This is a genomic window from Bradyrhizobium sp. 215_C5_N1_1 (genome assembly GCF_052075935.1).
GTDB lineage: Bacteria > Pseudomonadota > Alphaproteobacteria > Rhizobiales > Xanthobacteraceae > Bradyrhizobium > Bradyrhizobium barranii.
The window spans coordinates 5,849,226-5,862,069 of record NZ_CP197228.1 but is presented as its reverse complement, the minus strand read 5'-3'; the positions used below and the strand labels follow the sequence as shown (position 1 = coordinate 5,862,069).

At 59.5% G+C, this 12,844-nt stretch carries 12 protein-coding genes; 3 read left to right on the top strand and 9 right to left on the bottom strand.

The genetic code is table 11. The features are described 5' to 3' along the window. Position 1: 1 nt before the first annotated feature. The 5 genes from nadE to AB7G19_RS28375 all read right to left on the bottom strand — a co-directional run bounded on the left by nadE (position 2) and on the right by AB7G19_RS28375 (position 4,545). Positions 2-1,012, bottom strand: coding sequence for an NAD(+) synthase (gene nadE, locus AB7G19_RS28395; RefSeq protein ID WP_441268510.1), 1,011 nt, complete (start codon positions 1,010-1,012; stop codon positions 2-4). Next, positions 966-1,868: a thioesterase domain-containing protein gene (locus AB7G19_RS28390; protein WP_354117169.1), complete on the bottom strand. Its 903-nt coding sequence runs from the start codon at positions 1,866-1,868 to the stop codon at positions 966-968. The genes nadE and AB7G19_RS28390 overlap by 47 nt, the downstream gene beginning before the upstream one ends. Continuing rightward, positions 1,861-2,019 carry a hypothetical protein gene (locus AB7G19_RS28385; protein ID WP_223153622.1) on the bottom strand — a complete coding sequence of 53 codons (159 nt, stop codon included), beginning with the start codon at positions 2,017-2,019 and terminating at the stop codon, positions 1,861-1,863. Before AB7G19_RS28385 ends, AB7G19_RS28390 begins: the two co-directional genes overlap by 8 nt. A 56-nt stretch (positions 2,020-2,075) precedes the next feature. Continuing rightward, positions 2,076-3,380, bottom strand: a complete 1,305-nt coding sequence (locus AB7G19_RS28380; RefSeq protein ID WP_063986520.1) for a lipopolysaccharide biosynthesis protein — start codon at positions 3,378-3,380, stop codon at positions 2,076-2,078. A 259-nt stretch (positions 3,381-3,639) separates the two neighbouring features. Continuing rightward, positions 3,640-4,545 carry an FkbM family methyltransferase gene (locus AB7G19_RS28375; protein ID WP_441268509.1) on the bottom strand — a complete coding sequence of 302 codons (906 nt, stop codon included), beginning with the start codon at positions 4,543-4,545 and terminating at the stop codon, positions 3,640-3,642. Positions 4,546-4,919: 374 nt separating this feature from the next. Between AB7G19_RS28375 and AB7G19_RS28370 the strand changes: the two genes are divergently transcribed. Next, positions 4,920-5,918: a glycosyltransferase family 2 protein gene (locus tag AB7G19_RS28370; protein ID WP_441268508.1), complete on the top strand. Its 999-nt coding sequence runs from the start codon at positions 4,920-4,922 to the stop codon at positions 5,916-5,918. 18 nt (positions 5,919-5,936) lie between these two features. Here the strand turns inward: AB7G19_RS28370 and AB7G19_RS28365 are convergent, their stop codons facing one another. Further along, complete coding sequence (locus AB7G19_RS28365; RefSeq protein WP_231144509.1) at positions 5,937-7,184, bottom strand: hypothetical protein; 1,248 nt, start codon at positions 7,182-7,184, stop codon at positions 5,937-5,939. A gap of 314 nt (positions 7,185-7,498) precedes the next feature. Beyond that, complete coding sequence (locus AB7G19_RS28360) at positions 7,499-8,305, bottom strand: LuxR C-terminal-related transcriptional regulator (protein WP_085401020.1); 807 nt, start codon at positions 8,303-8,305, stop codon at positions 7,499-7,501. Between the two features lie 582 nt (positions 8,306-8,887). Here AB7G19_RS28360 and AB7G19_RS28355 point away from each other — a divergent pair. Further along, positions 8,888-9,580: a LuxR C-terminal-related transcriptional regulator gene (locus AB7G19_RS28355; protein WP_441268507.1), complete on the top strand. Its 693-nt coding sequence runs from the start codon at positions 8,888-8,890 to the stop codon at positions 9,578-9,580. Positions 9,581-9,695: 115 nt separating this feature from the next. On the opposite strand, the gene AB7G19_RS28350 is transcribed toward AB7G19_RS28355, so the two are convergent. Then, positions 9,696-9,932: a DUF6894 family protein gene (locus AB7G19_RS28350; RefSeq protein ID WP_028147263.1), complete on the bottom strand. Its 237-nt coding sequence runs from the start codon at positions 9,930-9,932 to the stop codon at positions 9,696-9,698. Positions 9,933-10,323: 391 nt separating this feature from the next. Next, positions 10,324-11,331, bottom strand: coding sequence for an NAD-dependent epimerase (locus tag AB7G19_RS28345; RefSeq protein WP_441268506.1), 1,008 nt, complete (start codon positions 11,329-11,331; stop codon positions 10,324-10,326). Between the two features lie 376 nt (positions 11,332-11,707). Here AB7G19_RS28345 and AB7G19_RS28340 point away from each other — a divergent pair, with 376 nt between their 5' ends. Then, positions 11,708-12,694, top strand: a complete 987-nt coding sequence (locus AB7G19_RS28340; RefSeq protein ID WP_441268505.1) for an aldo/keto reductase — start codon at positions 11,708-11,710, stop codon at positions 12,692-12,694. Positions 12,695-12,844 lie beyond the last annotated feature (150 nt).

Below are 12,844 nucleotides of genomic sequence, written 5' to 3'. Positions count from 1 at the left end.
TCTAGTCCTCGATTACCGCATCAACGAGTAGAGGCGGGCTGTGAAGATAGCGCGTCGCCCGACGCTTGGAAGTGATGTCCTTGAAGACCTTCTGCACCTGCGCTGTGGCCAGACCTACGGCCTCGGCCACGTTGTCGGCGGAAATGCCGTGGTTGACCGCGTACATGCAAACGTCAGTCAATCGATACGGGGCAGCGAAATAGAACTCCTCCTGGCTCTGCGGCAGCGAGAATGTGTCGGACGTCGGCGGCCGTCGCCTGATCTCGTCGTCGATGCCAAGGTATTCGGCCAGTTGGTAGACCTGGCTCTTGTAGAGATGCGCAATCGGCATGACGTCCGCATCCCCGTCACCCTGCTTCACGAAGAAGCCTTGATCGTGCTCGAGCCGGTTTGGCGTACCTATCACGGCATATTTCAGACGGTCCGCGTGATAGTACTCGGTCATCTTGCGGACCCGTTGCTTGTAGTTGGTTGCAGCAACGATCTGCAGGTAGACCTCGGGCGGGAGACGCACGGTGGAGGTTTCGCCGTCCGGGTCTTGTACGGTCAGACGGGTGATGTTGATGCCGGCGCTCTCCGAGCCCGAGCCAAGCACCAGCTTGCACTTCCAGTCGATTCCATACTCGGGTACGACGGCTTGGATCGCCTCTCGCTGCCGGCGGTACGCGCCCAATGCTTCGAGAGCCGGTGCGATGTCTTCGACGACCGTCGTGAGGCGCAGTTGCGTAGCAACGGCCCGGCCGAGCCTCAGCGAATCGGAAGACGAATCGCGCTCGGGCATCAGGAGGCCGAGGACCTTCGTATTTCCAAATGCGCGCGCACAGAGCGCTGCGACCACGGAGCTGTCGATGCCGCCGGACAGTCCGACGATGGCTCCGCGTCGGCCAAGCACGCCAAGGACACGGTCGCGCAAGAACGCGACGATGCGCGCGACCTCCAATGGCGCATCCAGGACCAGGGCGTCTTTACTGAACGCGGGTTCGGTTTGGCTGTGGGCTGCTTGCAAGGTCACTTGAACAATCCGCCTCTCTCTGGGGAAACTCGGCCGGTGAGTAGGTTTGCGACAGCGCCTTCTGGACGAGGTGCAAGTTCATCGCGAGGTAAGGCGGCATGACTAGATCGGTGTGAGTGCCTGCGCTTGGGACGACATCGATCTGGGCGAACGCACGATCCCATCCCAGAGTTTGCGGCATCTTCTTTCGCTGGCATCGGAACAGGACGGCGGAGAACGGCAGCATCGATTTCGGCTCCGCCAACCAGCGGAAGTAGGCCTTCGCGCGCAAGACTTCCTGCAATTCCTGCTTGAGCCTGAAAGACGTGAGATCGAACTGCCCCTTCGCGCGGCGATCGAGCATCCGGGCCAGGTTAGCTTCATGGCCGATCGCAACGGTTGCCTTGGCGAGGGCCCGGCAGACCATCCGGGGCGCGGTGACCCGGTTGTTGCGGATTCGACGGATCGTGCGGGTCAACGTCTCCCATGCAGAACTGCGCTCGCCCATGAGGCTTGTATCGAGAATTCCGAAAAACTTCACCGAGCGGCCGGCGGCAAACATTCGCGTCGCGACCTCGAAGGCGACCGCCCCACCGAGGGAATGACCGAGAAGTCTGATGTGGCCGCGCGGCTGGATGCGATTGATCTGCTCCACGGCAGCAGCAGCCATATCGCAAACGCTGTCCTGACCCTGCAATATCTTGCCGAGATCCGGGTAGCGGATCGGAACGACATGTGCAATTTCGCGGATTGAGGCTGTCAGGGCGGCGAGGCTGGCTCCATAACCAAGTGAGCCGGGCAGTAGGAAAAGCACGGGCGGCGCCGCCGCCACAATGCACGAGGGCGGAGAAGCCAAATCCTCGCCTGTATCAATCAATGGCCGTAGCTTCATTGGCATGCAACCGACTGACCGAGCTCCAAAATTGGAGTATGAAGACGTTGAAAATCCTCTCATCATTCATTTGCATGAAGCACATGGTCGCGCCCAGGAAATTGGTTATTTTCGCCCCAGCGCGTCTGTCGTCCATGTGCCGCCTCCTCGAGCGGACGCGAAGTTCGGGGCGTGCTCTTTCGACCCTCTGGGTCACACAGGCCCATTGATCGGTGCGCCCGACGTCCGCGCGCCGCCAGGCCCATTCAAGAGAAACAGCGCCACGATAATTCCCAGGGCGTAGCCGGTAGCTCCTCCGGCGGCCATCATGTAGATCACCTGCAACGGGTCGAGGCCGAGGTGAGCACCGATGAGAAGCGGGCCAAATACAAACACGGCCCGCACCAGATCAACCAGCAGACGCAGTTCCTGACGGCGAAAAAGAGTCGGAACTTCCTGAATGGGCGTCGACAAGGCCTGTGCGGCGCACATGAGCGCCAGGGCGCCCATGATCTGCCCCGTAGGTATCCAGGATTCTCCGAGCAGCGGAACGACGACGTAGGGGGAGATAAATCCAAGGCCGAGCACCGGCAGAACGATCAGGCCGGCCGCAACGACCAACAGGCCGCATGCGGTGCCGAGCAGATGATGACGGTCGAAGTCTTTGCTGGCCTCGGCGACGAAGACATTGCTGAGCGGCAAGGCGATCAGGGTGACCGGACCGGTCACGAGACGGGCGGCGACGCCAAAATGCCCGGCGAATGCGGTACCGAATAGCGAGCCTATGAAAATTGCGGGGAGATTGATGATCGCGAATCCCGCAAGGGCCGAGGGCAGCTCGAACAGGGGAAATTTGTACTCTCGCCGCGCCGTCGCCGCGACCGAACCCCACGGGGCTTGCGCGATGCGGCGGATGTCCTCCCATTTCAGGAGCCGGACGCAGAGAAATGCAATCAACACAGCCTGGCTCAGGATGTGGGCTTGGATCATTGCGCCGTCCCCGAGGTGCGCGAGGCCGAAGCTCACCTGGAGCACTGCCATCGACGCCGGCAGGATCAGGCGGCCCATGCCGAAGTCACGCATATGATTGAAGCGCAAGCACCAACAGTTCATTGCGTCGGCAACGCCGACCGCAGCCATCCCGATGGGTACGAGGTAGGTAAGATGTTGCAGTCGTGCTGGCACCACGTCCGACAGCAGGTATCCCGCGGTAAGCACAACAGAGGTCGTAAAGCAGACCGCCACGAGCGTGAGCTTGAGCGCGACCAGCGCGTGAGCTCTGTCCTCAACCACATACAGAGACGTGCTGAAGCGAAGTCCGGCTATCGCGCCGACGATGTTTACGATTGAGAGATAGATCGTGAATATTCCAAAATCCTCCGGCGAATAGAGCCGGGTAAGGATGGGAATGGCCGCTACGAGCATGAGCTGGCCGGTGAGTGCGAGGGCGGAGACGCCCGCCGCTGCACGAACAAGAGCCCTTGTCCGCGTCGGACCGGTCGCCGGTTTCGCGGCCATGAAGAACTTCCTCGGTCCAGAATTCATTTCAAAAACGGCAAGATCGTCGCGACGACGGTGCGATCTATTTCGATTCGATCGTAGGATGGAGAGGGGTGCGCGCCATCATTCGTTCGCATGACGCTGACTGAAGTGTCGCGGAATCGAAGGAGAGTTTGTATGAACAGCTCGTGCTTGCGGAATAGACGACGCACGGAGCCCGATCGTGGGGCCGGAACCCAGCTGTGATGCGCGTGGCTTGTGGGCGGATGATGGATGCTCACGCAAGCCGCGCCGACGGGAGACGCCGATCTACAGGCGATGGGGACGTGAGCTGTGCAAGCCGAAGGCCGGTCCGCGCGAGCAAGTCCGACAAGGCGGATGGTCTGACGGCGATCAGGTTATCGTCGTCCGGTCCCGGTATGTCGGGAGACGCCGGCTCGAGTCGTCCCGCCCTGAGATGGAAGAGCTCAAACCCGTGATCGGTCAGTCGGTCATACAGCTCCGCACGCGAGGTGCCGGCCCGCCGAAGGTTGAGCTCAGAATCCTCTATGTACAGACATCGGCAATTGGAAATGGTCTGGGCGGCGCCCTTGAGAAGATCGACTTCGAACCCTTCGACATCGACCTTCAGGAGATCGATCGCCCGATTTCCGACGATCGAATCGAGCGTTCGTACTGGAACTCGGAGCGCCGCGATGCCGGCCGGAGGAGTAGCGCATGCGAAGTTCATGTCGTCACTCCGAAAGTCCGTGAAGACGAGCTCGCCTTCGGCGCTGCCGATCGCCGTGTTGTGGACCTCGACGGTCAATCCGTTCAGGCGAATGTTGCCCAGCAGGTATTTGCAGATGCGCGGATGTGCTTCGATAGCGATGACTCGACCGGATCGGGCAACCCGCATGGCGGCCGCGAGGCTCAACTGTCCGACATTCGCGCCGACATCGACGAAGGTTTCTCCGGGCTGCAGGTAAGATCCGACGAAGTCGGCGTCTTCGGCGCGAAGGTTCCGGTTGCGCCAGAGTCCTGCGGACATGGAGCTGGGATAGAAACGCATTCTGTATCCGGCAGGAAAGCCGAAGGTGATAAAGCGGCACAGTCCGCTCACCCACAGTCCGCGCGATAGCAGGAACCGAGCCTTGTCGGGCTCCTCTTGAATTCGAGCGAGCAGTTGATGCAATTTGTGCAAGGGGCCACCCATCTCTAGCGGTTAGCTGCTCGGGAGAGCGTAGGCTGACTGGGGCGCCCGGCCATCCTTCATTTGCATGATGGTATCGATCGTTCGATTCCGGATCTCCCGGCTCCGCCGTGATCCTGCCGACCGAGCTGGCCGCTTCGAGACCTCGCGTCTGGGGATAATCATCGTCATGCGAATGAAGGATGACCAGTCCCATGCCGCTACCTAGCGTTCGTCGTGTGTAATTCGGTCGGTCTTGACGTTCACTGCTCATCAAGAAGGACGCGGTGCAACGCGATGAGGTCGGTTTTCTGCGGAGCCGATCGCGGGGTCGTCAGGTCGACTGCTTGAATGAAATGAACTGAACTGAGCTTGAGGGAAAAGCGATGAACCTGTTGCAGCCCGACGGGTCGGAGAGCATTCGAGATCCGGACGCCCGCCCCATGATTTCGGTGGCCATACCAACCTTCCGTCGACCGGATATGATACGCCGTACGATTGAAAGCGTGCTGCAGCAGAATTACGCCGACTGGGAAATGGTGATCAGCGACGACGAAGGTCCAAAAGGCGTCAGTTGGAGCATTCTGTCTGAATACGCGCGGAGCGATTCCCGTATTCGAATTGTCCAGAACCACCGAGGACGGGGCCAGGTTGAGAATACGAACAGCGCGATGCTCGCATGTCGTGGTCATTGGATCAAAGTGTTGCATGACGACGACTGGCTCGTGCCGGGATCGCTCGAGACCTTTGCGGAATTGGCGAGGACGTATCCCGCCGCTGCGTTCATGACCTCCACATCTCATCTCGTTCAGGATGAAGGCATAAAATACCGCCGGGGAGGGCAGGTCACGCTGTATTCGAGCCAGCAGTGCCTGACTGATCTCTATTTGGTCGGCAAGACCCGGGTGCTGGGAATTGTTCCGTCGACCCTGCTGATCAACAGCGAGGTCATCCAGGCGGGTTGTCTGATGCGAAACTACAAGTCGATCCGGTGGGGAGTGGACCAGCTGTTCTTCGTCGACCTCGCCTGTCATGGCGACATGGTGGCGATCGACGACGGCCTGATCTTCTACGATATGACGGACCATGCGAACATTACCGCTTCCAAATCGTTCTCTCAGATCGATGAGGAGACCCTTGATCTCAAGAATCTGACCTGGAGCCTGGTCGAGGACAAGCAAGGGCTTCCGGATCCCGAAACGGTCGTGCGTGCATTGCGGGTTGCAAGATTGCGCGGAAGATTTCGCCACCAGTCCTGGGGGGCGACGATCCGGGACGCGCTCCAGATCCTGCGTCCCTCGGTTATCAAGGCAGCCAACAAGGCGATCCGGGCGCGAGCGCGTACATCGGCAGCGGGCTCATTAGCTCGTGTGGGTCACGCCTGACGGAGCCGCCGCCGATCATTATCGGGACAAGGCGCTGGTCCGATCGGGGGCATCGAGACGTGTTACGAAGTCGAACACGGGGCCGCCCGCTACCCCCCAATTGCTCGACCAGATCACCTGGGAACCGTCAGGCGACGGCGAGCCGTGAGTCTCGCTCCAGTAGTCGTGCGGGACGTTGCGTGTGTACGCGATGCGTCGGAATTCGCCACTGCCGTCAATTCGCAGAGCAATGACTTCCCGAGCGAAGGGTGCAAACTTTGGTAGCTGGGCGATCTCGGCTGGATCGCCGCCATAGCTTAGAATCACCCAGCCGGGCCAGTGGATCGCGCGCGTGGACGCATGCGAGGCCTCTCCACGCGGAGCAAGGGCGGTAACCACGCCGTCATCCAGCCGGCGCTTGATCACCTGGTATATGTCGGGATCAGCTTTGCTGATTCCGACGTATACCTCGCGTCCGTCTGTGTCCACGGCCATGTCGCCATGACTCGGACGATGATGTTCGGTCCAGCTCTGCACCAGATCGCCTGCGACGGTATAGATGAATGCCTCATCCTTTCCGTCGACCCAGCGGCTGCATCTGATGTAGCTGCCCAGGGCAGATATCTCGCAAACGCCGTCTCGCCCGGGCAGTTTCCCCACCTCGATGTCCGGAAACTTCTGTCGGCTCACGAGGTCAAACGCGAATGCGACGACGACGCCGTCGGCGCGCGTGCCTCGCACTGCGATGCGCCGGCCGTCCTGAGAGGGATTGCCCTTGCCCGGTCCGAACTGAAGGCCGCGATAGCCCTCGGCCATCAGCATGATCTCTTCGGCATTGGTTCGCGGCGTCCAGAGCGAGATCTTGCGCCCGATCACGCATATCATGCGCTCGGGATCGCGCGGGTGCCATTCGCACTCGTCTTCGCGTTGCCGGCGGAACAGCGGAACGTATGTCCGTCCGTCCAGAAAGCAGAGCCCGTTACAACCGTTGGCGATCAGAAGCAGAGTCTGGTCGGCGTTCCAGGCCTGCGCGCTCGAATATCGGTGGGTGCAATAAGCTCGTTGGCAGGCCAGGCCAGCGCCCAAGGGCCCCGGGGTTGTTATCCGGACGATCGTGGCGCCGGTGTCGGGATCGGTGACCGGAACGAGATAATCGGGCAAGTTCATGCTGCTGGCAGTAGTCAGCTTGGTCTTTGCAAGCGTCTGTGCGGCGGCGATGCCCGCCAATGCAAGCACGACGGCCACGGCGCCGGCCAGGCCAATTCGCGTGTAGAGGGACGGAGACATCCGTATCTTGCTCCATGGCAAGCAGGGGGCTCGGATCATCCGGGTGGGCAAGCGATCGATACAAGGTTCGATGCTTGCCGGTCACCAGGCTCCTGCGGGGACCAGGACTATTGGTTCGACGATGCGTTCTAGCCGCTCGGTCCCAGCGCGCATCATTTGAATGCAGGAGACGCCCCACGAAATGTTGCCGCTCCACGGGCAGGTCCTGATCCTCTCGATCGATAGATCAGTCCGGCGCGGTTAGCTGGGCGGCGCGTATAGGCGCCGCCCGGCATTTGTTGAGGGCTTGATGGGCGTCAGGCCGATCCGCCAGGCTAGTCCGGCTCTGCGGCGCCGATTTCGTGACGTCCGCGGTCGCTTGACACGAGGCTGAGCGTAGGTTCCCGATCGATTGACAACGGCAGCGCGTGACCATTCGAGACCCGCACCAGTGATCCGTTGTTCATTCCCCAAATTGCGGCCTGCGTCCTGTTCTGGACCCGTATCTTGCGCAGGATCGCCTTGACGTGAACCTTCACGGTCGCCTCGGCAATATCGATCTTTCGCGCAATGCACTTGTTGGAATTGCCCTCGATCAGATAGGAGAGAATCGCCCGCTCTCGCGGTGACAGATGAGGTGCTATCCGTTCTTCGGCCGCAACGAGGAGATTTGATCGCTCTTCGATCACTGGCTGAAGCTGAGGCTCGCGATCGAAACCGCTATCGAGCACGAATGACAGGAAAGCCGGTGGAAACACCGTCTCGCCCATCGTCACGAGTTCGATGGACTTGATGAAAGCGTCGCATGAATTGACGTCGACGAAATAGCCGCTGGCGCCGGCCTTGTAGGCCGCGATCAACTCATCCGGCCGGTAGTGGTCCGAAACGATCGCTACGCGCGCATCCGGATAGTTCTCTCTTACAAATCCGATGTGCTTCATGGCTGCATCGAATTCGCCGGTGCTGTGGATAATCACAAACAGGAGCTGCTGATGTGCCTGGAGTGTGCTTGTAATTTCATCGGTGCTCGAGGCCGACACCGCAATTTGAAAATCTGCCGCATGCAGTATTTGAGAAATTCCCTCTCGCAGCAAAATGTTTCGTCCGATCAAAACAACTTTGCAGGATTGCCGCCTCCTCATCTTACCCTCCGCAACCAACGCAATGACACAACTTGAATGAAAAACACGCAGGAAAAGGAACAAAGCATTGCACAGCCCGTTTTTTCTGATTTACAGAAGTCGGGCGCCGTTTAGTTAATAATTGCTGAAGGTTAGATTCGATCTTTCGATTTTGCCTATATACCTTTCGTTATAGGCCGATGGGTCCCCAAGCTGTTGGTGAATGGTCGTCGGAGATTGACTTGGGGGCGAAAGAGAATACTGATTCAACCTTTGAATGTTCGCCCTGAGCGGGTGAATCCGTTCGCGAAAGCCTTGCTCCATCGCGATGCTTTCGAACTTGCCAAGTGGCAAGACCGCTCTCCAGCGGTTGTGAGCCGAGACCACCGGGTTCATACGGCCCTTTGATCCGGCGAACTTGATGTATATTGCGATCACAGACTCGTGCGGTTATTTGCCTCATAGGTCCGCTACGCCAAATGATACTTTAGGGAATTGCTCGAAGTTTATTTGTTGGTGATCAATTGATGTTGGAGCGGCAAGGGCGGGGGCCTGTAGCTTCAATCGCGGGAATTTTGGGGGCGGCAGGTTAGGGAGCGCCCGATGCGTCGTGCGACTGTAGTGATTGCAGACCGACACCCAATGGTTTTGCAGGGTCTCGCAAGTGTTCTCGGTTCAGAATCCGATTTTGAGGTCGTTGCATCCTGCGGCGATGCTGCGAGTTGCATCCAGGCAATTTTGACGCTTGCGCCCGACATAGCGATCATGGATGCGGCAATGCCGGAGCTGACCGCGCTGATGAACAATTCGCTCAGCCATTCGGACAGCCGACCAACGCGGTTTGTGTTCTTCGCGCCCAGCGAGGACTATGATCTTGTGTTGGCGGGCGCCCCCGCCGGGTACAGTGTCCTTCTCAAGGAGATGACAGGCCAAGCCGTGGTGCAAGGCTTGCGAGACATTGCCAACGGCCAGACCGTTGTTCCGTTATCACCCACCGATCAGGCCGCGCCTCGCGAGCAGAGTCCGAATCCGGAAAGTGCGCTCGCGGTGCTCACCGAGCGCGAGCGGCAGATCATGCGCCTGGTCTCTCGTGGCCTGTCCAACAAGGAAATCGGCCGCCGGCTCAACATTGCGGATGGCACCATCAAGGTTCACCTCCACAACATTTTCCAGAAGCTTGAAATCGGCAATCGCACTGCGCTTGCGGCCCTCGCCATCTCGCAGGATGACCGCGCCAATTCGGTGCAGGACAAACCGGCGCATGCTGGATCGGATCCGGTGCCCGGGGAACGCTAAGACATCATCTCGCACTGTTTGCAGTGCGAGATGCGGGCATTTCGCCGAAGCCCAGCCGAGCGACTATTGCACCTTCAGATTGCGCAAGCGCCGGCAAAGCTGCGTTTTCGGTCTCTTATCCCTCGATGGAGAACTGAAGAACGAACAGCGACCGGCCGCCAAGCTCGGGGCTGTCGCTGACTTCCACCTGCCAGGAAATGTAATGCAGGAGTGGGTCCATCACGTCGTGCTTGAGGATCTCGCCGCTCAGTTCGATCGCAGTGGTCCGTGCCGCGGAAATGTCGGGGAGATCAAGTCCGACATCGTCGAGCACTGAATGACCGTCGTGGATATGAAAGAAATACCGCGGCATGGATGTCTCCGGACAACGCGAACATTCCGATGACTGCAGCGAGCCCCCCGCATCACGGTCAAGATTTCGCATCGCAGGGGCGCGCATAGCAAGCGGCTATTCTAGGAGGGCTCAATCATCATTGATGGGTACCCCGACGTTGATCTCTATGATCACGAATTCAGAATGAACAATTGCTTCTCGAGGACTACGATGATGTTGCGTCGACGGAGCCCACTTCGGCGCAGCGTTGCGGCCCCGGCCCTGCGAATCCCCAATGCCCCCGCCGGGGCCGCGCTCTTTTCTTCGCAAGTCCCGCCTGGTCGTCCATCACCGCCGCGCAGAAGTTGCAACCGATACGCCGATCGATCGGGAGCGGACGGTTTGACCCTTGGGGAGATGATCTCGAAAATCATATCCGGTAGTAGTCGCGATACCAGCGGACGAAATTGGATATGCCGGTTTCGATAGGGGTGGAGGGCGAAAACCCGGTATCGCGCATGAGATCGCCAACGTCGGCAAACGTTTCCGGAACATCCCCAGGCTGCATTGGCAGCATTTCCTTCGCCGTGGTTCGTCCCAGCTCTTTCTCGATCAATTCGAGGACGTGCATCAGCGCTTCCGGGCGGTTATTGCCTACATTGTAGAGCTTGGCCGGTGCGCCCGCCGCATCGGCGTTGTCCTCCGGAGCGCGCTCGATCAGCCGCGAGATGACGCGCGTGACGTCGTCGACATAGGTGAAGTCGCGCCGCATCCTGCCATGGTTGAAGAGCTTGATCGGCTTGCCTTTGACGATCGCGTCGGCGAACAGGAATATCGCCATGTCGGGCCGGCCCCACGGGCCGTAGATCGTAAAGAATCGTAAGCCGGTGACCGGGAGCCGGTACAGGTGGCTGTAAGAATGGGCCATCAGCTCGTTGGCTTTCTTCGTCGCGGCATAGAAGCTGACGGGGTGGTCGGCCCTATGCCGGGTCGAAAATGGCAACTCGGCATTGGCGCCGTACACGGACGATGATGATGCGTAGATCAAATGACCACAGGCGTTATGCCTGCAGCCTTCGAGGACGTTGAGGAACCCCTCAAGATTGGCGTCGACATAAGCGTGCGGCTGATCGATCGAATGCCGGACGCCGGCCTGAGCGGCCAAATGGACCACTCTCGCAAAACGATGTTTTGCGAACAACTCGGCCATCGTCGACCGATGTCCAAGATCGATCTGCACGAAGGAAAAACGCGGATCGCGGCGCAGAATGTCGAGACGCGCGCGCTTCAAGGCGGGATCGTAGTAGCTGTTGATGTTGTCCAATCCGACGACCCGGCGTCCCTCGTCGAGCAGCCGACGGGCGACATGAAAACCGATGAAGCCAGCAGCTCCGGTCACCAGAACGTCGTCGGCAACTTGTTTTGAGCGAGATGACATTCGCTGTCCAAGTTAGATGGAGTTTCGAACGGCGAAGAAGGCGCCATCGATCGCAGAAAGTTAACTCTCAATCGCGCCGCATCTCGATTGCGCAAATGAGCACACCTGACGATGGCGGCGGAGCCGAGCTGCCAGCAGCCGCTCGAACGGACTACTCCGTGCATCCCCGCCACTGTCTCAAATTCCAGGGGCGTAGCGTATGTAATGTCCGAGCGAACCCCGTCATCATCCATTTGCATGAAGATGAAGCCAGGCAAACCTGCAGAGATGTTTCAGCGGCGGGCTTGCCCGACGTGGCCGTCGGCTTGGAGTACGCGCTGTCGAACGATCGACGTCGGTGACTTGAGCGCAAACGGCGTGGTCAGGGGTGCTTGCGATGAAGATGGTCCGTGTTGATGCTCTCGGCGCGAATGTATCGAGCATCGGTTTCGGCTGCGCGTCGCTCGGGGGGCGCGTTGGGGCTCGCAGGGGGATCGAGGGGCTCGAGCGCGCATACGACGCCGGAATAACCTGGTACGACGTGGCGCCTTCGTATGGCGATGGGATGGCCGAGTCTATTTTAGGCCAATTCGTATCCGGGAAGCGCGGCAGCGTCCATATCTGCACAAAGGTCGGGATGCGCCCGCGTGATACCTCCGCCGTTAAGCGGATCCTGAAGCCGATCGCGCGCGCCGCTCTTGCGGTGTTTCCCGGGATCCAACCGCGCCTCTCCGCAATGAAGTCCAAGCCCTTCAAAGTGCCGCTATCGGCCGAGCTGATCAGCACGAGCATCGAGGACAGCTTGAGGCGGCTTCGCACGGATTATGTCGACGTGCTTGCTCTCCACCGTCCCACCCGCGAAGAGGTCGTTCGCGAAGACATCATTCGAGCGGTCGAGCGCATCGTCCAGGACGGGAAGGCCCGCGCCATTTCGATTGCGGGCAATAACGAGGGTGGAATTGACGACCTCCATGAATCGCTACCATACCGGCTGATACAGATCGCGAATAATCCGCTCGAGCCGAATCTTCAGAGGTCGACGGAGATTGCGCGGCGCAGGACGTTTGTCACGTATGGATCATTTTCGAGCGTCGATCCGCTTGTCGCGAGGCTGGGATCGGAGAAGGAAATACTGAGCGGCCTTTACGAGATGGGATACCGGGGTGACCTCACCGAGATCGCTGCTGCCTTCGTCGTGGATTATGCGCTGGCAACGAACTCGGCAGGGATCTCACTGTTTTCGATGTTTCGGAAAGAGCATCTCGCGTTCAATCTGCGCCGGTCAGCGCAAATCCCGGCGCTTCATCAGCTCAATCGCATCGCCGCCGAGCTCTCGAACGGGCCGCGGCAAACCGAACGATTGGTCATGCGTGCGTCGGTGTAACGATCAAGTGCGGAGCTTATGGGCATGAGGTCTACTCCGTCATCATCATACAATCGGCGGCTGCGCGTGCTAGAATTCGCGTCCCACGATACTACTCGCCAATGTTGTCGACGATATTCGACAGGCGCGCGGACGGCCGGGAGGCGGCTA